We start from the raw sequence: 23,717 nt of genomic DNA on the forward strand, positions 1-23,717 counted from the left end.
TCAGTCTTCCTCGTCGGATGCGTTATTTCTGTCCTGCAGCCAGGCCTCGGCCTCCTCGTAGCTCATGGGGCGAGCCCGGCGAATACGGACATCTTCCTCGGGCACATCACTGCTCAGATGTGCTCGGCCACCAGTGGGCAGGCCGGCAATCTCATCGGCCACCGACATCCCGGCCCGAACCCGACCGAATACCGCATAGCCCCAGCGGGTTGAACGTGGGTCCAGGCGGCTGTTGTCGGACAGGTTGATATAGAACTGGGCGCTGCCGGAATGGGGATCGGAGCCCCGTGCCAGGGCCACGGTCCCCCGCTCATTGCTCAAACCATTGCCGGATTCATTGGGAATCTGTTCCTCGCTGCGACGTTCCTCCATGTCCGGGTCATAGCCGCCGGTCTGAATCACGAAATCTTCTATGACCCGGTGGAAGATCAGGCCATCGTAGTGACCGGCCTCCGCCAGGCTCATCACATTTTCCGCGGTCAGCGGCGCGCGGGCGAAGTTGAGCTGGATCAGAATCTCACCACGATCGGTGTCCAGCAGCAGATGGTCGTTGAAGGCCACCGCCCGGGTCGGCAGTAGCAAGGCCAGGCCGATCACGATCAGCAACAGCTTGACGGGCATCTTCTCCTCCGATGGCAATTGCGAGGCCCCACATTCTAGCGGTTCTGGTCGCAAATTGAGCAATCCACCACCGACCGCTTTGTCCGCACCGGCCGTATCGGCTATGATGCCCCGCCATGAGCGACACAGCCCCCAACACGACCGTTACCCGCTTCGCCCCGAGCCCGACCGGCCATATTCACGTCGGCAACGCCCGGACCGCCCTGTTCAATGCCCTGTTCAGTCGAGGCCGCAGCGGGCAATTCATGCTTCGGGTGGAGGATACCGATCCGGAGCGCTCCCGCGATGAGTTTCTCCAATCCCTGATGGAGGATCTGCGCTGGCTGGGCCTGAATTGGCAGCTGGGGCACGAGGCGGGCGGTGACGCCGGTCCCTACCGTCAGTCCCAGCGTCAGTATATCTACGAAGATTACTTCCAGCGTCTTCAGGCGGCGGGCCACAGCTATCCCTGCTTCTGCAGCCGGGAGCGCCTGGAGCGTTTGCGTGCCGCTCAGCGTGCCTCGGGGCAGCCGCCGCGCTATGACGGGGCCTGCGCGGGTTTGTCCGAGGCTGAGGCGCGCGGCAAACTGGAAGCGGGTGAGCCGGCCACCTGGCGGTTCCGGGTCAAGGCGTATGAGACGGTGTCGTTCGAGGATTTTGTTCGCGGCCCGCAGCAGTTTCGGACCGATGAGATCGGGGATTTCGTGATTCGCCGCACGGATGGGACTCCGGCCTTCTTTTTCAGCAACGCCGTCGATGACGCCCTGATGGGCGTCACCCATGTCATGCGGGGTGAGGATCATCTCACCAACACGCCCCGGCAGTTGATGCTGCTCAAGGCCCTGGACCTGCTCACCCCCGAGTACGGCCATTTGCCCCTGATTGCCGACAGCGACGGCGGCCCTCTGTCCAAGCGGGCTGGCAGCCTCGGCATTCGCCAGTTCCGGGACGAGGGCTATCTGCCTCTGGCGCTGCTCAACTACATGGCTCGCCTGGGTCATCGCTATGACGACGAAGAACGGCTTCGGAGCCTGGATGAGCTGGCGGCGGATTTTGATCCAGGGCGGATCGGCAAGGCACCGGCGCGTTACGACGCCGGGCAACTGCTCTATTGGCAGAAACAGGCGGTGGCTCGCCTGAATGGAGAAGAAGCCTGGCAATGGATGGCCGCTGCCGTGGCCGACGCGGTACCGCCGGGCAAGGCGCGGGCCTTCGCCGAATTGATCAGGCCCAATTGTGTCTTCCCGCGTGACGCCCGCGACTGGGCCCACCGGCTCTTTGATGATCTTGACCCCATGCCGGCTGAGGCCGTGAGCGTTATCGAGGAGAGCGGGCGCGAATTTTTCGAATCGGCACTGGATGCTCTGGAGTCGGCGGGAACTGACTACCAGTCCTGGGTGGATCGCATTCGCCAGCTCACCGGTGCCAAGGGCAAGAAACTCTTCCTGCCCTTGCGCGCGGCACTTACCGGGTCGCGTTCCGGTCCAGACCTGGACGGCGTCCTTCGCCTTATCGGCCAGCACGAGGCCGCCCGGCGGCTTGAACGATGTACCCGTCTCGCCTGAACGACCCAGGCAACGATGGGACCATCCGAAAACCGATAAGGGCGATGCAGCCATGCTCAAGATCTACAATTCACTGACCCGCCAGAAAGAAAACTTTCAGCCCATTGAAGACGGCCGTGTACGCATGTACGTCTGCGGCATGACCGTGTACGACTACTGCCATCTTGGCCATGCCCGGGTGTTGGTGGTCTTCGATGTGGTGGCCCGGTATTTCCGCCACCAGGGCTATGAATTGACCTATGTCCGCAATATCACCGATATCGACGACAAGATCATCCAGCGGGCCGCCGAGAACGGCGAGGCCATGGGCGACCTGACCGAGCGCTTCATTCATGCCATGCACGAAGACGAAGCCGCCCTTGGCGTCAATCGTCCCGATCACGAGCCGCGAGCCACCGAAAACCTGGACGGCATTATCGAAATGATCCAGACCCTGGAAGAAAAAGGCTATGCCTATCAGGGTGAGAATGGCGATGTCTTTTACGCCGTCAGTCGCTTCCAGGACTATGGCCGCTTGTCGGGCAAGCGAACCGAAGACCTGCGATCAGGCGCCCGGGTTGCGGTGGAAGAAGCCAAGCGCGATCCCCTGGATTTCGTGCTCTGGAAGAAGGCCAAGCCGGGAGAGCCCAGCTGGCCCAGCCCCTGGGGTGATGGACGACCCGGTTGGCATATCGAGTGCTCGGCCATGTCCAGAGCCCACCTGGGCAAGCATTTCGACATCCACGGCGGAGGCATGGACCTGAAGTTCCCCCACCATGAGAACGAGATTGCCCAGTCCTGCGCTGCCAATGATTCCCCTTTCGTCAATTATTGGATGCACAACGGCTTCGTCCAGATTGACGAGGAAAAGATGTCGAAATCCCTGGGCAACTTCTTCACGGTTCGTGAAGTGCTCAAGGTCTATGCCCCGGAAGTGGTTCGCATGTTCATGCTGAACAGCCACTATCGCAGCCCCCTCAATTACTCCACCGAGAATCTGGACACCGCCCGGGCCGGCCTGGAACGCTTCTATACCGTGCTGCGGGAAGTGAAGCCGGGAAGTGCGCCTTCGCAATCGAGTTACCGCGATCGATTCAGCGAGGCCATGAATGATGACTTCAACACGCCTGAAGCATTGGCGGTGCTGTTTGATCTGGCGCGGGAAGTGAACCGTTTGCGGGATTCCGGTGAGCTGGATCAGGCCAGTAGCCATGCGGGCTTGCTGTTGGAGCTTGGGGGCGTGCTGGGGATTCTTCAGGACGATGCCGAGAGCTTCTTGCAAGGTGGCGGTGGCGCAGAAGGGCTCGACGCGGCCACGGTCGAGGCCATGATCGAGCAACGCAAGCAGGCCCGCAAGGAGCGCGACTTCGCCGAGGCAGACCGCATCCGTGACGAGCTTCAGGCCCAGGGCATTGTCCTGGAAGACGGGCCGGAAGGCACGAAGTGGAAGCGGGGCTGAACGGCGGGCAGGCTATTCAGCCGTCGTGATGGCGGGCGGCGTCCAGGGTGTTCTGCAGCAACATGGCCCGGGTCATGGGGCCCACGCCGCCGGGGACTGGGGTAATCCAGGCCGCGCGTTCCCGGGCCACGTCGAACTCCACGTCACCCACCAGGCGGCCGTCGTCCATGCGGTTGATGCCCACGTCAATGACCGTGGCACCTTCCTTGATCCACTCGCCTTTGACCAGGCCGGGTTTGCCCACACCCACGACTACCAGGTCCGCCTGACGCACATGGGCCTCGGTGTCACGGGTGAAGCGATGGCAGACGGTAACGGTGGCGCCGGCCAGTAGCAGCTCCAGGGCCATGGGCCGTCCAACGATATTGGACGCACCCACCACCACCGCATCCCTTTCCTTGAACGGTTCACCGATGGATTCCAGCAGGCGGATCACGCCAAAGGGAGTGCAGGGTCGCAGGGCAGGGATGCGCTGAACCAGCCGACCGATATTGTAGGGATGGAAGCCATCCACATCCTTGTCCGGGCGAATGCGCTCGATCACCCGAGTGCTGTCCACATGGCGGGGTAGGGGAAGCTGGACCAGGATGCCGTCCACACTGGGGTCGGCATTGTATTCGTCGATATGGTGGAGTACTTCGGCTTCGGTGGTGGAGAAGGGCAGTTCCAGCACCTGAGACTCGATGCCGACCTGCTCACAGTCATTCCGCTTGTGCCCCACATAGACTTTCGAGGCGGGGTCATCGCCTACCAGGATCACCGCCAAGCCCGGCCGTCGAAGACCGCGCCGGGTGCGCTGGTCCACACCCCGCTTGATGTCATCCCGAATGCGGGCCGCGAAACCCTTGCCGTCGATCAATTCTGCTGCCATGGCGATTCCGGTAATCTGATGAGCCGGGACACCCCGCGGTCCCGGAAAAGGGCGCTGATTGTCGCATAAAGCCCGCCTCGGGAACAGCGAGGGCAATTGACGCTGCCCCGCTCAGGCAGTATCATTCGCCGTCTGCCGGGTTGGGCCCTGACAAGGGGCCTCAGCAGCTCGGCGCGGGGCATAGCGCAGCCTGGTAGCGCGCCTGCTTTGGGGTGAGGACCGACCGTTTGTCCGGTGGACAAACGCAGCGGTCCGAACGGCGCCGGCAGGACAGCCGGCGACCGGGTTGGCAGGCGAGGCAGGAGCCGAGCCGCCAACAGGCCTGCGAGCGAAGCAGGCGCTTGATGTTGAGTTTGCCGGAAACGTTGATTACGGCACGGCAGGAATTGCGGGGCATAGCGCAGCCTGGTAGCGCGCCTGCTTTGGGAGCAGGAAGTCGGGGGTTCAAATCCCTCTGCCCCGACCAATTATCCGGTCGGGACTCAAGGCAGGAAAACAGGGTTTGCGCCTGTAGCTCAATTGGATAGAGCAACGGCCTTCTAAGCCGTAGGTTGCAGGTTCGAGTCCTGCCGGGCGCGCCAGTCCCGGCCCCAAAGATTCGCTTTGGTGCGGGTCGCAGTAAAGCAGGTTCAATGGTGGGCGTAGCTCAGTTGGTAGAGCCCCGGATTGTGATTCCGGTCGTCGTGGGTTCGAGTCCCATCGTCCACCCCAGTTTTTACCCGGCGTACAGTAGGTACGCGCGTCTCGGCTTCTGCTGAGACGGGAGCAAAGGGAAATCGCATTTTCCTTTTGCGTGGAGGAGTCGCGGCAGGACGGCCGGTCTCCGGCTTTAAAATATGGGCCGCTAGCTCAACTGGTAGAGCAGTTGACTCTTAATCAATTGGTTCGGGGTTCGAGTCCCTGGCGGCCCACCATTAAGCTGAAACGGCTCACCCAGCCCGGGTGGGCCGTTTTTTGTTGAGAGGCTCTCTCTTGGGCCAGGGACTCAAATCCCGGTCTTTGTTGATGGTTCGGGGTTGTTCGTCTCATCCCTGAGACTCACCCTCCGCTTCGCTCCGGGCTTCGCGCTACCGCGCTTCGCGACAAATCGTTCCGGACGATTTGTTCGAGTCCCTGGCGGCCCACCATTAAGCCGAAACGGCCCACCCAACCCGGGTGGGCCGTTTTTTGTTTGAGAGGCTTTTTTCTGGGCCAGGGACTCAAACCCTTTCATCCCATCAAAGCCCGATGGCGAACAGGCCAAGACAAAGTACCAGGCCGGCCAGGGGGATGATGACGGTCAGGGCGCCCACCGGGGCGTAGGCGGCGGCGTGGGTTTCCTTGCAGATGGCGCGGATGGTGGTTACCACGTAGCCGTTATGGGGCAGGGAATCCAGGGCGCCGGAGGAGATCGCGACGGTGCGGTGGAGCTGGTCGGGGTCCACGCCCTGGTCGATGTAGTGCTGTCCCAGAATGGGCAGGGCAATGGCCTGGCCACCCGAGGCGGAGCCGGTCAAGGCGGCGATCACCGAGACCGCCAGGGCGGCGGTGGCCAGTCCCGCGCCGGGGATGCCGGTAACCCAGTCCACGGCGGACTCGAAGGCCGGCGAAACTCGGGCCACGGAGCCGAAGCCCACCACGGCCGAGGTATTGCCGATGGCAATGAGCGCGCCCACGCCGCCGTCGGTCAGGGCCTGTCCCGGGGCCTTGAGGAAACGGGGATTGGTCAGGGCCGCGCCGATGCAACCAGAGAGCAGGGCCAGAATCAGGGCCGAGGTGCCCAGGGCATCGTGGGTGGTAAAGGAGATGCCCAGCACCAGGCTGAGAGGAATGATGGCCAGGGCCGGGTGGGGGAGATTGTCCCGGCGGGTGGCGGTATCCTCCTCGCGGGCCTCGAACTTCTCTCCCCGGGCCACTGCGCGTTTGAGCATCCAGGTCAGCCACCAGTAACCGGTCGTGGCCATGAAGATGGCCACGATCAGGCTGGCCTCCCAGGCGGCCAGGGGGCTGGTCCCCAGGTGCTCCACCGGAATCCAGTTCTGGATCTCGGGGGAGCCGGCAGACGTCATGGTGAAGGTGACCGAACCGAAGGCCAGGGTGGCGGGAATGAATCGTCGGGGCAGGTCAGCCTCCCGGAACAGGCTCACCGCCATGGGGTAGACTGAGAAAGCCACCACGAAAAGGCTGACGCCACCGTAGGTGAGCACGGCGCAGGCCAGCACCACCGCCAGGGCCGCACGCTTGGTTCCCAGATGATTGATGATCCAGTTGGCAACGCTTTCCGCGGAGCCCGAGGATTCCATCAGCTTGCCGAACAGGGACCCCAGCAGGAATACGAAGAACCAGGAAGCGATGAAGCCCGTGAAGCCGTCCATGTACTGGCTGACCAGGTCCATGCCCTCGGTCTCGGCCAGGGGTGGCAGCAGGGGCAGGCCGCTGGTGAGAGCGACGATCAGGGCGCAGAGGGGCGTGGCCACGAACAGGCTTAGCCCGCGCATGGTGAGAAAGATCAATAGCGCCAGCGCGCCCAGCAAACCGATGACACTCAGCATCCCATGACTCCCGCACAGGGTGACTTCACCGGGGTCCCCCCGGTCGCTTCACGGAAGTCATGGTCGTTTGACTGCTGCCTGCGGCGAAACTGTACCAAAGTACAAGTTACACCCGGGTGCCTGCCTTCTAGGCTCCATTAGTGCCAGACAGTCTTGCAGGGGCAAAAGCCGCTGCACCCGAGTGAGTGAACTTGAGGAGTCCCCATGGATATCAAGCGACTTTCCGCATGGAGCCTGGTCAGCCTCCTGTTTCTGGTCCCTGCTCCGATTCTTGCCGATACGGCGGATGCGGAGCAGGACGAGGAGCAGGCTCAGCAGCGAGGTGCCGACGAGGAGGCCCGTGACCTGGGTCGCGTTGCGGTGACCACCCGTCGGGTTGAAGAGACCATCCAGGAAGTACCGGTGGCAGTGACCGCCTTCAGCAGTGAAGATCTGCGTGATCTTCAGGCGGTACAGCTGGACGATATTCAAGCCGCCGTGCCCAACGTCAATATTGCCCAGGGCCGGGCGTCGGCGAGTAGTGTCAACGCCTTCATCCGTGGCATTGGTCAGCCGGATGCCCTGCAGACCTTTGATCCGGGGGTGGGCATCTACGTGGACGATGTCTACATGTCCCGCATCCAGGGGGCTTTGTTCAATCTTTTTGACGTGGAGCGGGTCGAAGTACTCCGTGGGCCTCAGGGCACCCTTTATGGTCGTAACTCACCGGCAGGGGCAATCAAGATCATCACCCGCACGCCCGGCGAAGTGAATGAAGCCATTGCCGAGCTGGGAGTTGGTGACTATGGCCGCTACAACGGCCAGTTCTATGTTGGCGGAGGTCTGGGCAACGACTGGGGCATGTCCCTGTCAGGCCTTGTGACCGGCATGGATGGCTATGTGGAAGATCCGGTCTTCGGTGGTGAGTTCAATGATGACGATAGTCAGGCCCTGCGTGCCAAGCTGCATTACGATCCGGCAGCGGATTTCAACCTCACCCTCAGCTGGGACTATACCCGTCAGCGGGCGGCCGCCACGCTGGGCCAACAGCAGGAAGACCTGATTCAGGTGGATCTGGCCACCGGCGAGAGCACTGTTCTCCTGCCCGCGCCGGAAGAAGAGTTCAACTTCCGCACCTCCACCAACCTGCATCCCGGACAGGGTCAGGACCTGGATCATTGGGGGCTGAGTGCCCGCTGGGAGCTGGGCCTGAATGAACACTGGCGAATGAAGGGGATCAGCGCCTATCGAGAGCTGGACACCGACTTCTGGCTCGATTTCGATAATTCCCGATTCTCCGTGACCGAAGCGCTGGTGGCCCTGGATCAGTCCCAGTTCAGCCAGGAGTTCCAGTTCCACTATGACGGCGGCAATGACTTCCGGGCTGTCACCGGTGTCTATTACATGCAGGAAGACGTGCCTTCCTATCAGGAAGCCATTGCCAATGATGCCTTTACCTTTGCCGGTGCACCGGTGGATTTTCTGCGCACCATTGAAGATGACCTGAGCACGACCAGCTACGCCGTATTTGCACAGGGGACCTGGGATTTGGCCGAGCGCTGGCAGCTTTCCGCCGGGGCTCGCTACACCCGCGATGAGAAAGAGTACTTCCGCACCACATCTACCTTCTCGAACTTTGATTTTCTGGAAGGCACATTCGCCTTCGAGGACAAGGACAGCTGGTCGGAAGTCACGCCCTCGCTCAGCGTCCGTTATGACATTGATGAAAACATGATGGCCTACGGCTCCCTGAGCCGCGGTTACAAGGCGGGCGGTTTCAATGGCCGTGCCAATGCGCCAACGGATACCAGTGCATTTGATCCGGAGATCGTGGATACCTTCGAGCTGGGTCTCAAGGCGACCTTCCTGGATGGACGCCTGCTCACCAACTGGGCGGTGTTCCGCAGCGACTATCAGGATTTCCAGGCTCGGGTGGCCGAGGATATCGACCAGTTCCCGGTCATCAACGCGGGTGAACTGCGTATTGACGGTCTGGAGCTGGAAGCATTGGCCCAGGTCGGCGACGATACCCGTCTATCCATGCAGTTGGGCCTGCTGGACGCTCGCTACAAGGAGTTCTTTGATCTCCGTTTTGACGATGCCGACCGCTCGGATGACGAGGTGCCCTTCTCCCCGGACGTCACATTCCGTTTTGGGGTCCTGCATGACTTCCATCTGGGCAATGGCGGCACCCTGACCCTGAGTGGCGATGCCCAGTATCGTGATGAGACGGCCCTGAGCGTGGATAATCAGCCGGGCCTGTTCCAGGATGACTACTGGCTGTTCAATTCCCAGCTGCGCTATCTCACCCCCGATGCCCGTTGGGAAGTGGCAGCCAGTGTCCGTAACCTCACCGATGAAGTGTACAAGGTGGATGCCCAGGAGTTCTCCAGCGTGGGTAATATCCAGGGCGCCTTCTTTGGCGCACCTCGCCACTGGATGCTCTCCCTGCGTCACTACTACTGATCCCGGCGTGGATCCGGAGACGGCCCCGCACTCGCGGGGCCGTTTTCCGTCGGGTATTCTGATGCCATGCATGTTTCAGGCTTGAGTTCATGACCCAGACGGTCACCATTGCCACCCTGATTCTGGCCGGCCTGGCCTGGCTGGGGCTGCTGTTTGCGGTGGCCTTGCTGGGAGAACGCCCCAGCCGCCTTTGGCATCGAATCTGGCCGACTGTCTACGTGCTCTCTCTGGCGGTTTACTGCACCGCCTGGACCTTTTACGGCACTACCACCCAGGCGGCCGAATCCGGCTGGCCCATACCGCCTACCTTCATCGGCACCATCCTGCTGTTTCTGTTTGGCTGGCCATTCTTGCGTCGCCTGGTACGCCTGAGCAAACAGCACAACAGCACCAGCATTGCCGACTTCATTGCCAGTCGATTCGGAAAGAGTTCGGCTCTGGCTGCGGCAGTGACGGCTGTGGCCCTGATCGGCCTGGTTCCCTACATCGCTCTGCAGCTCAAGGCGGTTGCCATGAGTTTCAGCGCCTTGAGTGTAGGCGAGGTCGGGGGAGGGGAGCCGCCGGCCTGGCAGGACCTGGCCTTTTACGTGGCGATCCTGATGGCCGTGTTCGGCATGATCTTCGGGACCCGATGGGCGGCGGCCACCGCACACAATCGCGGTCTGGTATTCGCCATGGGCTTCGAGTCCCTGTTCAAGCTGGCCGCCATGCTGGCCCTGGGTGGCTTCGTCGTCTTTGTGCTGTTTTCAGGGCCCGCGGACCTTCTTGCCAGTACACCCAGGCCAGAGTTTCAAAACCTGGACAGCTTCCTGACCCTGATGCTGCTCGGTGCCCTGGCCATGTTCACCTTGCCGCATCAGTTCCACATCGGGATTGTCGAGTGCCGTGATCCCGAGCACATGCGAACGGCACGCTGGCTCTTCCCGCTGTTTCTGATCCTTATCAGCCTGCCCATCCTGCCCCTGGCCCGGGCGGGCGGCGAACTGCTGGGGCCGGCGGGAGTGCCGCCCGATCTCTATGTCTTGCAACTGCCGATGATGGAAGGGCAGACGGGGCTGGCCCTGTTCGCTTTCCTGGGGGGGCTGAGCGCGGCAACCGGCATGGTGATCTTGGCCAGCCTGACCCTGTCGATCATGATCGGTAACCACTGGCTGACACCGGCCTTGTTGCGGGGAACCGGCGGCCGTCGCGGCGAGTTGCCCATCTCGGTGCGTACACAGCGCCGGCTTGGGATACTCGTGGTTCTGCTGCTGGCCTACGGCTACAGCCGGGCCCTTGGTGTGGCAGAGCCCCTGGGGGAGATCGGCGCCCTGTCCTTTTCGGGCCTGGCCCAGTTGGCACCGGCGGTGGTGCTCGCTGTTTATCGTCCCGGATTGCCGGAGCGCGCCATCCTGGCCGGTCTGGCAGCGGGGATCGTGGTCTGGACCTATGTGTTGCTGGTGCCCCTGGCGGTTTCGGCTCTCGGCTTGCCCACTGCCTGGTTGTCCGACGGCCCGCTGGGCCTGGCCTGGCTATCGCCAGAGGGCTTTTTCGGTTTGGGCCAACTGGATGTGCTGGCCCGCGCCGTTGCCACCAGTCTGGCGGTCAATCTGGCCTTTATCTTCCTGTTATTGCGTTTGCTGGGGCCAGGGCAGGCGCCGGCCGCCCCCACCAACCAGATTGACCCGGATACCCTGGAGACCATTGCCCGGCGTTTCCTGGGCAGGGAGCGGGCAGTTCGTCTGCTCCACAATGGTGGTGAGGGTCGCCAGTTGGAACGAGCCGTCGAGCATGAGCTGTCTGCCATGGTGGGCGCCGCATCGGCGCGGCTGTTGCTTGATGCAGCCCGCCAGCGGGCCCCGGCACCGCTGGACACTGTCGCCGACATGGTGGGCGAGGCCTCGGCCCGCGCGCGCTTCAGTCGCGAGGTTCTGTCAGGGGCCCTGGAAAACATGAGTCAGGGCGTTTGCGTGGTGGACGATCGCCTAAGGCTGGTGGCCTGGAATCGGGCCTATCTGGATCTGTTCGATTATCCCCCCGAGTTGATTCGCGTGGGCCGCCCGGTGGCGGATCTGCTTGAGCACAATGCCCGCACCGGGCTACTGGCGGCCGGGGATAGCAAGGGTGCCATCGAGCGACGCCTGGCCCATATGCGCAGCGGTTCCCGCTACCGGGTGGAGCGCGCCTGGCCGGATGGTCGGATCATCGAAATTCGCGGCAACCCCATGCCCGGTAGCGGTTTTGTGGCCACCTTTACCGATGTCACGGCCTTTCGCCATACCGAGGAGGAACTGCGACGGATCAACGAGACCCTGGAGCAACGCGTGCAATCCCGTACCGCCGAACTGCAGCAGGCGATGACCGAGGCGGAGCGGGCCAATGAGGCCAAGACCCGATTTCTCGCCGCGGTCAGCCACGACCTGGTGCAACCGCTCAATGCCGCCCAATTGCTGACCCATTCTTTGGCGCAACGCATGAATGGCCAGGCGGAAGCGCGCAGTCTGCAGCAGATTGATGGGGCCCTGGGGGCCACCGAATCCCTGCTCAGCGGCTTGTTGGATATTTCCCGTCTGGATGCCGGGGGCTTGCGACCACGCATCAATGAGTTTCCCCTGAATGACCTGTTCAATCAGTTGGCTGGTGAGTTCTCCCTGATTGCCGGTGAACGGGGACTGGATTTGCGCTGTGTAAAGAGCCGGGTCTGGGTCCGCAGCGATGTCCAGATGCTTCGCCGGATCGTTCAGAACTTCCTGTCCAACGCCCTGCGCTATACCGAGCGGGGCCGAGTACTGATGGGATGTCGTCGTTATGGCGACGAGTTGCTTGTAGGTGTCTGGGATACCGGTCCGGGGATCGAGCCGGATTCCCGGCAGGTGATCTTCGAGGAGTTCAGGCGGCTGCAGGCCGAGGAAGCCGCGCCCGGGCTGGGACTGGGGCTGGCCATTTCCGAGCGCATGGCCAGGCTGCTGGGCCATGAGCTGGTGCTGGAGTCTGTGCCCGGTCGCGGCACTCTGTTCGGGGTCCGGGTCCCCCGGGCAGAGCCTGGAAGGCGCCAGGCGCGTCAGCCCAGCCGGATCGGTCGTGACCGGCTTCAGGGTCGGGTACTGGTGGTGGATAACGACCCGGCCATGCGCGCCTCCCTGGCGGGGCTGCTATCGGAATGGGGGTGCGAGGTCTACGAGGCTCGCGATGGCCGGACAGCGGCAGAGACCTGCGCGAATACCCTGCCGGATGTCCTGCTGCTGGACTACCATCTGGATAAAGGGGAAACCGGTCTTGCCGTACTGGAATCTCTGCGCCAGGAGCTGGGGCCCCTGCCAGCCGTTCTGATCAGTGCCGACCACGGTGCGTCTCTGCGTGAGGCAGCTGCCCAAGCCGGTTGTGAGCTCCTGCACAAACCCCTCAAGCCTTTGGCGCTGCGTTCGCTGTTGCGGCGCCTGCTGTCAGCCCGCTCTCAGTCCAGGGCCTCCGATTCCCGTCGGCGCTCGTAGCCTTGATCAATACTTAACTGACGGAAAGCGACCCCGGCCTGGGTCCGGTTACGGACATCCAGTTTCTGGAAGATGTCACTCATATGGGCCTTGACGGTGCGCTCCTGAATGCCAAGCTGATCCGCAATCTGCTTGTTGAGATAGCCCTCGGCAACCATTTGCAATACCCGGAACTGCTGGGGTGTCAGGCTGGCGATGCGGGCAGCCAGCTCCTCGTCACCGCCTGGCTCGGCAGCGACCGCTTCCTCCAGTCCCGGGGGGATCCATTCGCGACAGTTCATGATGGCCTCGATGGCCTCGGTCAGCTCCTCCAGGCCTGAGCTCTTTGGGATGAAGCCGGCAGCACCATGGTCCAGGGCCCGGCGGACTACCTGCGGGTGCTCGTTGCCGGAAACCACGACCACGGCCACGGAGGGATACTCACAGCGGATGGCGGCCAGGCCCGCCAGTCCCTGGCTGCCCGGCATGCGCAGGTCCAGCATGGCCAGGTCGGTGTCGGGATACTCCTGAAGACATGCATGGGCCTGGGGGAGATCATGGGCTTCAATGATTTCGGCTTCCGGCAGGCACTGGGCCAGCGCCTGGCTGAGCGCAGCCCGGAACAGGGGGTGATCATCGGCGATCAGTACACGCGGCATGGCTCTCCACTCTTGGCGCGGTCATTCAGCTTACCGTCCAACCGCCGTCCACGGTGATGGTCTGTCCCGTGATATTACGTGCTGCGGGACCGATCAGAAAATGGCAGATGCCCGCCAGCTCCTCGAAACTGATGAAAACGCCCTTGGGCATGGGCTTGAGCATGATTTCATCCACGACCTGCGATTTGGGGATGCCGTGGCTGCGGGCCTGGGATTCGATCTGCTGCTCCACCAGCGGTGTCTTCACATAGGTCGGGCAGATGGTGTTGATGGTGATGTCGGATTTCGCCGTCTCCAGTGCCACCACTTTCGACAGCCCAAGCAGACCATGCTTGGCGGCAACATAGGCGCTCTTGTAAGGACTGGCGACCAGTGAATGGATGGAGCCGATATTGATGATCCGCCCGAAATTTCGAGCCTCCATGCCGGGCAGAACCGCCCGCGTGACTCGCGCCGCGCCCACCAGCATGATCTGGATGAGTTGATCCCATTTGCTCATGGGGAAGTCCGCCAGTGCCGCCACATGCTGCAGACCGGCGTTGTTGATCAACACCTCCACCGGATCGGAGAGCTGGTCCAGGGCGGCGTTGACCGATTCATCACTGGCAACATCCATGGCCAGGGCCTCGGCCTTGCCGCCGGCATCCCGGATTGCCCGGGCAGTGGCTTCCGCGGCTTCCAGTGACAGGTCGCTGACCGTAATTTGGTCGCCCCTGGCGGCCAGGTCATGGGCGATGCCTGCGCCGATACCACTGCCCGCGCCCGTGATCAGTACATGTCGCTGAGCCATTGCTCTATGCTCCTTGTTGGCTGTATGAAAACGCTAGCACGTTCGGGCGATGACCGAACCTGTACCAAGGTCCAAGTCGGGCCGGGGTTTTAGGGCGTTAAGCTGTGCTGTATGGACTGATCACGACTGGGAGCGAATCTGATGACAGAGAGAACTGGCAGTAACAGTCTGGCAAGGCCCTGGCTGCTGTCCCTGGCTGTGTTGACTTGTCTGCCGCTTCTGCTGGCCTCATTGCTGGGCTGTGAACGGGAGCGGCCGGAGGAGTCGATGGGGCCGTCCTATCAGGCGCTGGGGGAGCTCAAGGTCACGCCTTACGAGGACCTGGTCTCGGCCGGTCTGGGCTGGCGCGGTCTCCAGTCCCGGGCCCCTGTTCCGGCCGAGCCTGAACAGGCCTCGCTTGAGGCCCGGCGTCGCCTCGCCATGCACGCCAACTGGACCTCGATCGTCGATGTGCAGGGCCCGGCACCCTTCGCCGATGACCCCCTGCCGCAGCTTGCCGGCGTGGAGTTTCATCAGTTCCTTCGTCTGGACGGCCATCGTCAGCCGGCACGCGTTCTGATGCAGTTGCCGGATTCATTCAATGCCGATACCCCCTGCCTGGTCGTGGCTCCGGCCTCCGGTTCCCGCGGGGTTTATGGTGCCATCGGCTTTGCGGGGCCATGGGCTCTATCGCGAGGCTGCGCCCTGGTCATGACTGACAAGGGGGCTGGTTCAGATCATTTCGATCTGGCCGCGGGCAAGGGCATCACCCTGGACGCCCAGGTTGCCGCACCCGGCGAGGAGCCGCTCGGCTTTGAGCCCGATAGCACGACGTCCAAGCCACTTGTGGCCATGCAGCATGCTCATTCCGGAGACCATCCCGAGGCCGATTGGGGTCAGTTCACCCTGGCCGCCATTGATCAGGCTCTGGTCTGGCTGGAGGAGGCCACCCCGGAGCATGAGGTGGATAGGGGGCAGGTGCGTGTTCTGGCCGCCGGGTTGTCCAATGCCGGCGGGGCGGTGCTGCGGGCCGCGGAAGAGGATGAGGCCGGTTGGATTGATGCGGTGCTGGCCGTGGCGCCCAACATCACTGTTGAGGGAGCGCCGCCACTTTACGATTACGCCACCCTGGCGGCCCTCTATCAGCCCTGTCTGTTGGCCGACCAGGATGCCCTGTCGGCGATGAGCCTGGCACAGCCGGGGCAGGCAGTGACAGGGCGCCAGGCCTGTGAGGCCCTGGCGGAGGCCGGTTGGCTGGAGCAGCCGGATCCGGCCGAGGCGGCCACTATCCTGCGGGATGCGGGTTTCACCGAGCAGGCCCTGAGTCAGTCGGCGATCAATGCCGCGTTTGGCCTCTTTCGCTCGGTCGCCGCCACCTATGCCTCCGCTTATCTCGCCCGCGGTGCTGGCGACATGCCCTGTGATTACCGCACGGCGTTGCTGGATGATGACCGCCGACCTCGCCTGGCCACGACGGTTGAACGCAATCTTTGGTGGTCATTGAGCCCCGGTATCGCCCCGGACGGGATGATCGAATTGCTGGACGGGGAAGGGCAGGATCCCATCGTCGGACTGGGGTGCTTGCGAGAACTGTGGACCGGCGATGATGAGGAAGCGACCGGACTGCGGGCGGCGGTGGCGGAAACTCTGGCCAGCGCCCGCTTGCCGGATGTGCCGGTGCTGATCCTGCATGGCGAGATGGACGGTCTGGTGCCGGCCGCCTTCAGCAGCCGCCCTTACGTGGAGGCAGCACTGGCTGCCGGTGCGGATCATCTGGTCTATCGCGAGATACCTCGGGCCCAGCATTTCGACGCCATGCTGGCCCTGCCGGGCATGCGATCACTGCACGGTCCCCTGATGCCCTACGCCCAGGCGGGCTTTGAGCGCTTGTGGCAGGTGCTGGATGGAGAGGCGGCGCTGGCGGCCCCCCTGGATCTGACGGGAGAGTATGAGGACGCGCTGCCGGAGGCGAAGCAGTGGCGGTAAGATTGGGATCGACCCGGGCGCCGCGGGTTCGCCGCGCCCGGGTGCCCCGAGCGATTATGAGTGATGGCCCTGAAAGGCCGGGGAGTTGGTGCGGAGAGTGACCTGACGAAAGATCTCCACCACCACCCGGTCCAGATCTTCCAGGATCTCGCTTTCCTCGAAGCGCAGGGTCTCCAGGCCGAAGCGGCGATAGCGTTGATCTTCCTCGTTTCCCCTGTCATCAGGTTCGACGTCGATCACCACCACCATGGCAGCCTCCGGACAGTAAAAGTCCACCCGGTTGCTGCCAAGAACCTGCCGGCGACGGAACAGGACCCCCAGTTGATGATGGCGGAGCCGCTTCCACAGCCGCTTGTCGGCGTCGCCCTGCGATTGAAGGCTGGCGAACAGCCTGCGGCCGCTCTGCGTGATTTCCCCTGCAGTCATCATTGTTTGCTCCCCGGTGCGGTTGACTGTTGCCGCCTATGATAGGAAGCGCCGAGCGAGCGCACAGCCGGTGCTTTTCGCATCGCTTTGTAGGAAAATCCCTATCCTGAATGCAAGATGTTCACCACGAACAGGCCGATGTGGAGCAATTATGGGTCGACTGCTGCTGAATTTGCGGCATGTGCCGGATGACGAGGCGGATGACGTCCGCGAGATGCTGGAAGCGCATGATATCGATTATTACGAGACGCCCCCCAACCGCTGGGGCATTACCGTTGGCGGTATCTGGGTCCGGGACCGGGAACGCATGGCCGAAGCCAAGGCCTTGATGGCGGAGTATCAGGCCCGCCGCCGGGAGCAGGCCCTGGCGGAACGGGAAGAGCGGCGGCGGGCCGGCGAGCTGGATACCGTAGGCAGTTTTCTCCGTCGCCAGCCCCTGCGCGTGCTTGCGGCCATTGGGGCAACCGCCTTCATTGTCTATCTGATGCTGTTGCCTTTCTTCTCCCTGGCCGGGGACTGAGGCCAGGCCGCAGCGAAGGCCGGGGTTTCCCGAGCTATTGGCGAGCCGGTATAATGGGGGGTCTTCCGGCATTGGCCCAATTTTCTCGGGGTGTGGCGTGATTTCGCCCCCTGAGCGGGCGGGCCGGCAATGCGAAAGTGGCGGAACTGGTAGACGCGCTGGGTTTAGGTCCCAGTGGGGTTGACGCCCCGTGAGAGTTCGAATCTCTCCTTTCGCACCAGATTCACCGGCGGCCCATCGCGGGTCGCCTTTGTTCCCACCGGTCGCGACCCAAGGCGGCCGGTTTCTGTTTTCTGAGGGAGTTGTCCATGCAGGTTTCAGTGGAATCCGACGGCGGTCTCAAGCGCCGGATGAAGGTCCAGGTCCCGGCCGAGCGCATCGACAAGGAGGTGGATAACCGCCTTCGGTCGCTTGGCAAGAAGGCCAAGTTGCCCGGTTTTCGCCCGGGCAAGGTGCCGTTCAAGGTGATGCGCCAGCAATATGGCGAGCAGGTCCGCGCCGAGGTCGTCAATGAAGTGGTGCGGGAAACCTGGTCCGAGGCCCTTGAGAAAGAGGCCCTGCGACCGGCTGGCGGCCCGGAAATCAGCTCCCTGGACAGTGAGCCGGGCAAGGAGCTGGAGTACGAGGCGGCCTTTGAAATCTATCCCGAGATCGAGCTCAAGAGCCTGGAAGGCGAATCCATCGAACGTCCCAAGGTGGAAATCACCGATGAAGATGTGGACGCCATGCTGGAGAATCTCCAGCGTCAGCACGGCGAGTGGAAGCCGGTTGAGCGGGCGGCGGCCGATGGTGACCAGGTGCGTATCGACTTCGAGGGCAAGGTTGACGGCGAGCCCTTCGAAGGTGGTTCCGCGGAAGGCGTGGAAGTGGAACTCGGCGCCGGTCGACTGCTGGCTGATTTCGAGAAGGGCCTGAAGGGCGTCGAAGCCGGTCAGGAACTTGAGGTCAAGGTCAAGTTCCCCAAGGACTATGGCAGCGAGGAAGTCGCTGGCAAGAAGGGGGTGTTCCAGGTCAAGGTCCATGAGGTCAAGGCCCTGGAACTGCCCGAGCTGGACGACAGCTTCTGCGAACGCTTCGGGATCACCGAGGGCGGCGTGGACAAGCTCCGGGAAGAAGTGCGCAACAACATGGACGCCGAGCTGGAGCAGACCGTGCGTGGCAATGTCCGCGAGCAGGTCCTGGAGAAGCTCCTGGCCAAGAACGAAATCGATGTGCCCACGGCCATGGTGGACCAGGAGATCCAGTCCCTGCGTCAGGACACCATGCAGCGCATGGGCGTCAGCGACCCCGACAAGGCCCCCGACATGCCCGACGAAATGTTCCGTGATCAGGCCGAGCGTCGCGTGCGGGTGGGCCTGCTGATGGGTGAGGTCATCCGCAAGCATGAGCTCAAGCCCGACGAGGCCCATATTGACAAGGTCCTGGAGCGGGTCACCGCCGGGCAGGAAAACGCCGATGAGCTGGCACGCCAGTACAAGGCCAATCCCCAGGCCATGCAGCAGCTCCAGACCATGGCTCTGGAAGAGCAGGTGATCGAGAAGCTGATGGGAGAGCTGGAAATCAAAGAGGTTGAAAAGCCCTTCCGGGAAGTGATGAACTTCGCCCAGTAAGCGACGTCCAATTCAAACAGGAAGCCGATCATGACTGATATCCGGAACAGTGGCGCATTGGACACCAGTGCCCTCAATCTCGTGCCCATCGTCGTGGAACAGACCGCGCGCGGCGAGCGGAGCTACGACATTTACTCTCGACTGCTCAAGGAGCGGGTGGTCTTCGCGGTGGGGCCGGTGGAAGACTACATGGCCAACGTCATCGTGGCCCAATTGCTGTTCCTGGAGTCTGAGAATCCCGACAAGGACATCCATCTGTACATCAATTCGCCGGGTGGGCATGTGAGCGCGGGTCTGGCCATCTACGACACCATGCAGTTCATCCGGCCGGACGTCAGCACCATTTGTGTGGGACAGGCCGCGAGCATGGGTGCGATCCTGCTGGCCGGCGGCGCCAAGGGCAAGCGGCACAGCCTGCGTCACTCGCGCATGATGATCCATCAGCCCTTGGGTGGGTTCCAGGGTCAGGCGTCGGATATCGACATCCACGCCAAGGAAATCCTCAAGACCCGTGAGCGGCTGAACGAGATTCTCGCTTCGCACACCGGTCAGCCCCTGGAGCAGGTGCAGAAGGATACGGATCGGGACAATTTCATGAGCGGCGATGAGGCCGTGGATTACGGCTTGATCGACACCGTTCTGGGCCAGCGGGACCTGCCCGCCTGATCCTGTTTTGCGGCCGGGTGTCGGCAGAGCGCTTGGGTGCGCTTGACGCCCGTGATATACATTGAGTCAGGCCCATCGGTTTTTGCTTCCGGTGGGGCCGGACACCAGGGGGTCCGGGCCGGCAACCCGGGCGCCAAAGTCAGCGCCAGTCGAGGCGAGGAAAGATGACCGACGAAAAGGGCGGCAGAAACGAGGACGGAAAGCTCCTGTACTGCTCCTTCTGCGGCAAGAGTCAGCACGAGGTGCGCAAGCTCATTGCCGGCCCCTCCGTATTCGTCTGTGACGAATGCGTGGAACTGTGCAATGACATTATTCGCGAGGAAATGCAGGAGTCTGCGGAAACCGGGCGCAGTGAGTTGCCCACACCGCAGGAGATCAATCGTGTCCTCGACGAATATGTGATCGGCCAGGAACGGGCCAAAAAAGTCCTGTCCGTGGCCGTTTACAATCATTACAAGCGGCTGGAATCCACCCAGCGCAAGGATGAGGTGGAGCTCTCGAAGAGCAATATTCTGCTAATCGGGCCCACCGGTTGCGGCAAGACTCTGCTTGCCGAGACCCTGGCCCGGATGCTCAACGTGCCCTTCACCATTGCCGATGCCACCACCCTCACCGAGGCGGGGTATGTGGGCGAAGACGTTGAGAACATCATCCAGAAGCTGCTGCAGAAGTGCGACTACGAGGTGGAGAAGGCCCAGACGGGCATTGTCTACATCGACGAGATCGACAAGATCTCGCGCAAGTCCGACAACCCCTCCATCACTCGGGATGTTTCCGGGGAAGGGGTGCAGCAGGCCCTGCTCAAACTGATTGAAGGCACGGTGGCTTCGGTTCCGCCCCAGGGTGGCCGCAAGCATCCCCAGCAGGAATTCCTGCAGGTGGACACCTCCAACATCCTGTTCATTGTGGGCGGCGCCTTTGCCGGCCTCGAAAAGGTGATCCGGGATCGTTCCCACAAGAGCGGGATTGGTTTCGCCGCCGAGGTTCGCTCCAGGGACGAAACCGTCAACGTGGGCGAGGTCTTGCATGACGTCGAGCCGGAGGACCTGATCAAGTTTGGCCTGATCCCGGAGTTCGTGGGCCGGCTGCCTGTGGTGGCGACCCTGGAAGAGCTTGACGAGGAAGCCCTCATGAAGATCCTCGTGGAGCCCAAGAACTCCGTGGTCAAGCAGTATCGCAAGCTGTTTGACATGGAAGGCGTCGAGCTGGATTTCCGCGAGGATGCACTCCGGGCCACGGCCCGCAAGGCCATGGAGCGCAAGACCGGGGCACGCGGTCTTCGCACCATCCTCGAGGGAATTCTGCTGGACACCATGTACGATCTGCCCTCCATGGAAAATGTGGAGAAGGTCGTGGTGGATGAGGCCGTAATCAACGGCGAGGCCCGCCCCTATATCATCTATCGCTCGGAAGAGAAGGCAGCAGCCGGCTCGGGCGAGGACTGATTCGTCGGGGGCCTGCGGGCCCCCGAAGCTTTATGGGGGCGCCGATGCTTGAAAGCCGTCGGTGTTGCCCCCACATCCCACCCAGTAGAGACAAATGTTCGGCGGGCAGGCGGCCATTCCGGCCGGTGCTGTCCGCCGTCCCATGAGAGGTCGCATCCCATGAGCGAAGAACGCATCAGTGACGACAAGAAGGACCCCATCCTGGAGGAGGGCGACAGCATGGAAGTGGCTGTCCTTCCCCTCCGTGATGTGGTGGTCTATCCCCATATGGTCATCCCCCTGTTTGTAGGCCGGGAGAAATCCATCGAGGCACTGGAAAAGGCCATGGAGTCCGGCAAGCAGGTCCTGCTGGTGGCCCAGAAAAGCGCCGAGGTGGATGATCCCGGCGAAAAGGATATCTACAGCGTCGGCACCCTGGCGCAGATCCTGCAGCTGCTGAAACTGCCCGACGGCACCGTCAAGGTGCTGGTGGAAGGGGTTCAGCGCGCTCATATTGCCGAGCTGAAGGACGAGGGCTTCTTCCTCGCCCAGGTGCGGGCGGTCCCGGAGGATGAGAGCCACGACGAGCGGGAAGTGGACGTGCTGATGCGTTCGGTCATCTCCCAGTTCGACCAGTACGTCAAGCTCAATAAAAAGGTGCCGCCGGAGGTGCTGACCTCCCTGTCCGGTATCGACGAGCCAGGGCGCCTGGCAGATACCGTGGTCGCCCATATGTCCCTGAAGCTGGAAGAAAAGCAGGCCATTCTGGAGCTGGACAATGTGCGCGAGCGCCTGGAGCAGGTGCTGGCCCTGATCGAGGGCGAGATCGATATTCTCCAGGTGGAACGTCGCATCCGTGGGCGCGTCAAGCAGCAGATGGAAAAGAGCCAGCGCGAGTACTACCTGAATGAGCAAATGAAGGCCATTCAGAAGGAACTCGGGGACATGGAGGACGCCCCCAATGAGCTGGAAAATCTCGAGAAGAAGCTCGAGGAATCCGGCATGCCCAAGGAAGCCCGTGACAAGGCCAACAACGAGCTCAACAAGCTCAAGCTGATGTCGCCCATGTCGGCCGAGGCCACCGTGGTGCGCAATTATATTGACTGGCTGACCAGTGTGCCCTGGAAAAAGCGCAGTCGCATCCGCAAGGATCTGGCCCGTGCCCAGCGCATATTGGACGAAGATCACTTTGGCCTTGAGAAGGTCAAGGAGAGGATTCTCGAATACCTCGCCGTGCAGCAGCGGGTGAGAAAGCTCAAGGGCCCCATCCTCTGCCTGGTGGGCCCGCCCGGTGTTGGCAAGACCTCCCTGGGGCGCAGTATTGCCCGCGCCACGGGCCGCAAGTTTGTCCGCATGTCACTCGGTGGGGTGCGGGATGAGGCCGAAATCCGTGGTCATCGCCGTACCTATATTGGCTCATTGCCGGGCAAGATTACCCAGAACATGGCCAAGGTGGGCGTCAAGAACCCCCTGTTCCTGCTTGACGAGGTCGACAAGATGGCCATGGACTTCCGTGGCGACCCCGCCTCGGCGCTCCTGGAAGTGCTTGACCCGGAACAGAATTCGAGCTTCGGTGACCACTACCTGGAAGTCGATTTTGACCTCTCGGATGTGATGTTCGTGTGTACCGCCAACACCCTCAACATTCCGGCGCCCTTGCTGGACCGGATGGAAGTGATCCGACTGGCCGGTTACACCGAGGACGAGAAACTCAGCATTGCGCGTGAATTTCTGCTGCCCAAGCAGGTAAGGGACAACGGTCTCAAGACGGAAGAGATCGATGTGCCCGACGAGACCCTGTTAGCCGTGATTCGGACCTACACCCGGGAGGCGGGTGTTCGGAACCTGGAGCGGGAAGTGGCAAAAATCTGCCGCAAGGTGGTCAAGCGCCTGCTTCTGGAGAAGGACACCAAGACCATCACGGTTACTCCTGAGAATTTGAGTGATTTCCTGGGCGTCCAGCGCTATCGCTTTGGCCGCGCCGAAGAGCATGACCAGGTGGGTCAGGTTACCGGCCTGGCCTGGACGGAAGTGGGTGGGGAATTGCTCACCATCGAAAGTACCGTCATGCCCGGCAAAGGCAAGCTCCATCAGACCGGTCAGCTGGGCGATGTGATGCAGGAATCGGTACAGGCCGCGATGACCGTGGTGCGCAGTCGGACGCGCAAACTGGGCGTTTCCGAGGACTTTCATCAGACCAATGATGTCCATGTCCACGTGCCCGAAGGGGCCACGCCCAAGGACGGTCCCAGCGCCGGTATTGGCATGTGCACGGCGCTGGTGTCCTCGATCACCGGGATCCCGGTCAGGGCCGATGTTGCCATGACCGGTGAGATCACTCTGCGGGGCGAGGTGCTGCCCATCGGCGGCCTCAAGGAGAAGCTCCTGGCCGCCCACCGGGGTGGCATTGAGGTGGTGGTGATTCCGGAGGAGAATCGCAAGGATCTCGCGGAGATACCCGACAATATCAAGGAGAAGCTGGATATTCGTCCGGTCCGCTGGATTGACGAGGTATTGCAGATTGCTCTGTCCCGGATGCCTGAACCCAAGGGTACCGATGACGCCTCTGGCAAGACGCCGTCAGAGGAAGGCAAGGGGGATGATCCGGAGGAAGCAACGCGTCCCCATTGATGTCGAAATAAGCTCGGGATAACGCTTGCGATGTCGCCTGCAAACGCCGGCGACATCGCCTCGGCGAAGCCGGTGTTGCCCGGACCGTGTTGACACTCAATTTCGGCAGTTGGTATAAACCTCAGGA

Annotated in this window: 16 protein-coding genes and 5 tRNA genes; 15 read left to right on the forward strand and 6 right to left on the reverse strand. The window is 62.3% G+C overall.

Features of this window, described 5'->3' with window-relative positions:
* Positions 1 to 621, reverse strand: a complete 621-nt coding sequence (locus tag VCB98_RS01795; RefSeq protein WP_346049869.1) for a peptidylprolyl isomerase — start codon at positions 619 to 621, stop codon at positions 1 to 3.
* 116 nt (positions 622 to 737) lie between these two features.
* Here VCB98_RS01795 and gltX point away from each other — a divergent pair, with 116 nt between their 5' ends.
* Positions 738 to 2,165 (forward strand): glutamate--tRNA ligase, encoded by a 1,428-nt coding sequence (gene gltX, locus VCB98_RS01800; protein ID WP_346049872.1) that lies wholly within the window; start codon positions 738 to 740, stop codon positions 2,163 to 2,165.
* A 52-nt stretch (positions 2,166 to 2,217) separates the two neighbouring features.
* Positions 2,218 to 3,603, forward strand: a complete 1,386-nt coding sequence (gene cysS / locus VCB98_RS01805) for a cysteine--tRNA ligase (protein ID WP_346049874.1) — start codon at positions 2,218 to 2,220, stop codon at positions 3,601 to 3,603.
* 16 nt (positions 3,604 to 3,619) lie between these two features.
* Here cysS and folD read toward each other — a convergent pair whose 3' ends face one another.
* Entirely contained in the window at positions 3,620 to 4,474 is an 855-nt protein-coding gene (folD, locus tag VCB98_RS01810; RefSeq protein WP_346049876.1) for a bifunctional methylenetetrahydrofolate dehydrogenase/methenyltetrahydrofolate cyclohydrolase FolD, read from the reverse strand.
* Positions 4,475 to 4,863: 389 nt separating this feature from the next.
* On the opposite strand from folD, the gene VCB98_RS01815 reads away from it, so the two are divergent.
* From VCB98_RS01815 to VCB98_RS01830, 4 genes are all read left to right on the forward strand, one after another.
* Positions 4,864 to 4,940, forward strand: a tRNA-Pro gene (locus VCB98_RS01815).
* A gap of 38 nt (positions 4,941 to 4,978) precedes the next feature.
* Positions 4,979 to 5,055: transfer RNA gene (locus VCB98_RS01820), tRNA-Arg, on the forward strand.
* 54 nt (positions 5,056 to 5,109) lie between these two features.
* Positions 5,110 to 5,185 (forward strand) — tRNA-His (locus VCB98_RS01825).
* Between the two features lie 127 nt (positions 5,186 to 5,312).
* Positions 5,313 to 5,388: transfer RNA gene (locus VCB98_RS01830), tRNA-Lys, on the forward strand.
* Positions 5,389 to 5,691: 303 nt separating this feature from the next.
* Here VCB98_RS01830 and VCB98_RS01835 read toward each other — a convergent pair.
* Positions 5,692 to 7,005, reverse strand: a complete 1,314-nt coding sequence (locus VCB98_RS01835) for a GntP family permease (protein WP_346049878.1) — start codon at positions 7,003 to 7,005, stop codon at positions 5,692 to 5,694.
* Between the two features lie 204 nt (positions 7,006 to 7,209).
* Between VCB98_RS01835 and VCB98_RS01840 the strand changes: the two genes are divergently transcribed.
* Positions 7,210 to 9,450, forward strand: a complete 2,241-nt coding sequence (locus VCB98_RS01840; RefSeq protein WP_346049880.1) for a TonB-dependent receptor — start codon at positions 7,210 to 7,212, stop codon at positions 9,448 to 9,450.
* A gap of 89 nt (positions 9,451 to 9,539) precedes the next feature.
* The gene (locus VCB98_RS01845) at positions 9,540 to 12,920 is read left to right on the forward strand and encodes a hybrid sensor histidine kinase/response regulator (protein ID WP_346049882.1); all 3,381 of its coding nucleotides are present in this window, start codon (positions 9,540 to 9,542) and stop codon (positions 12,918 to 12,920) included.
* On the opposite strand, the gene VCB98_RS01850 is transcribed toward VCB98_RS01845, so the two are convergent.
* Both VCB98_RS01850 and VCB98_RS01855 read right to left on the reverse strand, forming a co-directional pair.
* Positions 12,884 to 13,558: a response regulator gene (locus tag VCB98_RS01850; RefSeq protein ID WP_346049884.1), complete on the reverse strand. Its 675-nt coding sequence runs from the start codon at positions 13,556 to 13,558 to the stop codon at positions 12,884 to 12,886. The genes VCB98_RS01845 and VCB98_RS01850 overlap by 37 nt on opposite strands.
* A gap of 25 nt (positions 13,559 to 13,583) precedes the next feature.
* Positions 13,584 to 14,348, reverse strand: a complete 765-nt coding sequence (locus VCB98_RS01855; RefSeq protein WP_346049886.1) for a 3-hydroxybutyrate dehydrogenase — start codon at positions 14,346 to 14,348, stop codon at positions 13,584 to 13,586.
* Positions 14,349 to 14,489: 141 nt separating this feature from the next.
* On the opposite strand from VCB98_RS01855, the gene VCB98_RS01860 reads away from it, so the two are divergent.
* Positions 14,490 to 16,313, forward strand: coding sequence for a 3-hydroxybutyrate oligomer hydrolase family protein (locus VCB98_RS01860; protein WP_346049888.1), 1,824 nt, complete (start codon positions 14,490 to 14,492; stop codon positions 16,311 to 16,313).
* A 54-nt stretch (positions 16,314 to 16,367) separates the two neighbouring features.
* On the opposite strand, the gene VCB98_RS01865 is transcribed toward VCB98_RS01860, so the two are convergent.
* Positions 16,368 to 16,742 (reverse strand): endonuclease domain-containing protein, encoded by a 375-nt coding sequence (locus VCB98_RS01865; protein WP_346049890.1) that lies wholly within the window; start codon positions 16,740 to 16,742, stop codon positions 16,368 to 16,370.
* Between the two features lie 148 nt (positions 16,743 to 16,890).
* Between VCB98_RS01865 and VCB98_RS01870 the strand changes: the two genes are divergently transcribed.
* From VCB98_RS01870 to lon, 6 genes are all read left to right on the forward strand, one after another.
* A complete protein-coding gene (locus VCB98_RS01870) occupies positions 16,891 to 17,259 on the forward strand; it encodes a DUF6164 family protein (RefSeq protein WP_346049892.1) in 369 nt (122 codons plus the stop codon).
* Positions 17,260 to 17,390: 131 nt separating this feature from the next.
* Positions 17,391 to 17,479 (forward strand) — tRNA-Leu (locus tag VCB98_RS01875).
* A gap of 88 nt (positions 17,480 to 17,567) precedes the next feature.
* Positions 17,568 to 18,869, forward strand: a complete 1,302-nt coding sequence (gene tig, locus VCB98_RS01880; protein WP_346049894.1) for a trigger factor — start codon at positions 17,568 to 17,570, stop codon at positions 18,867 to 18,869.
* Positions 18,870 to 18,899: 30 nt separating this feature from the next.
* A complete protein-coding gene (gene clpP / locus VCB98_RS01885; RefSeq protein WP_346049896.1) occupies positions 18,900 to 19,535 on the forward strand; it encodes an ATP-dependent Clp endopeptidase proteolytic subunit ClpP in 636 nt (211 codons plus the stop codon).
* 164 nt (positions 19,536 to 19,699) lie between these two features.
* Positions 19,700 to 20,980, forward strand: coding sequence for an ATP-dependent Clp protease ATP-binding subunit ClpX (clpX, locus tag VCB98_RS01890; RefSeq protein ID WP_346049898.1), 1,281 nt, complete (start codon positions 19,700 to 19,702; stop codon positions 20,978 to 20,980).
* Positions 20,981 to 21,199: 219 nt separating this feature from the next.
* Positions 21,200 to 23,590: an endopeptidase La gene (gene lon, locus VCB98_RS01895; protein WP_374729183.1), complete on the forward strand. Its 2,391-nt coding sequence runs from the start codon at positions 21,200 to 21,202 to the stop codon at positions 23,588 to 23,590.
* Positions 23,591 to 23,717: the final 127 nt, after the last annotated feature.

The organism is Natronospira elongata (genome assembly GCF_034931365.1).
Lineage (GTDB): Bacteria > Pseudomonadota > Gammaproteobacteria > Natronospirales > Natronospiraceae > Natronospira > Natronospira elongata.

Coding starts and splice junctions, on each gene's coding strand:
- VCB98_RS01795 (WP_346049869.1), bottom strand. CDS start 621: ATGCCCGTCAAGCTGTTGCTGATCGTGATCGGCCTGGCCTTGCTACTG.
- gltX (WP_346049872.1), top strand. CDS start 738: ATGAGCGACACAGCCCCCAACACGACCGTTACCCGCTTCGCCCCGAGC.
- cysS (WP_346049874.1), top strand. CDS start 2,218: ATGCTCAAGATCTACAATTCACTGACCCGCCAGAAAGAAAACTTTCAG.
- folD (WP_346049876.1), bottom strand. CDS start 4,474: ATGGCAGCAGAATTGATCGACGGCAAGGGTTTCGCGGCCCGCATTCGG.
- VCB98_RS01835 (WP_346049878.1), bottom strand. CDS start 7,005: ATGCTGAGTGTCATCGGTTTGCTGGGCGCGCTGGCGCTATTGATCTTT.
- VCB98_RS01840 (WP_346049880.1), top strand. CDS start 7,210: ATGGATATCAAGCGACTTTCCGCATGGAGCCTGGTCAGCCTCCTGTTT.
- VCB98_RS01845 (WP_346049882.1), top strand. CDS start 9,540: ATGACCCAGACGGTCACCATTGCCACCCTGATTCTGGCCGGCCTGGCC.
- VCB98_RS01850 (WP_346049884.1), bottom strand. CDS start 13,558: ATGCCGCGTGTACTGATCGCCGATGATCACCCCCTGTTCCGGGCTGCG.
- VCB98_RS01855 (WP_346049886.1), bottom strand. CDS start 14,348: ATGGCTCAGCGACATGTACTGATCACGGGCGCGGGCAGTGGTATCGGC.
- VCB98_RS01860 (WP_346049888.1), top strand. CDS start 14,490: ATGACAGAGAGAACTGGCAGTAACAGTCTGGCAAGGCCCTGGCTGCTG.
- VCB98_RS01865 (WP_346049890.1), bottom strand. CDS start 16,742: ATGATGACTGCAGGGGAAATCACGCAGAGCGGCCGCAGGCTGTTCGCC.
- VCB98_RS01870 (WP_346049892.1), top strand. CDS start 16,891: ATGGGTCGACTGCTGCTGAATTTGCGGCATGTGCCGGATGACGAGGCG.
- tig (WP_346049894.1), top strand. CDS start 17,568: ATGCAGGTTTCAGTGGAATCCGACGGCGGTCTCAAGCGCCGGATGAAG.
- clpP (WP_346049896.1), top strand. CDS start 18,900: ATGACTGATATCCGGAACAGTGGCGCATTGGACACCAGTGCCCTCAAT.
- clpX (WP_346049898.1), top strand. CDS start 19,700: ATGACCGACGAAAAGGGCGGCAGAAACGAGGACGGAAAGCTCCTGTAC.
- lon (WP_374729183.1), top strand. CDS start 21,200: ATGGAAGTGGCTGTCCTTCCCCTCCGTGATGTGGTGGTCTATCCCCAT.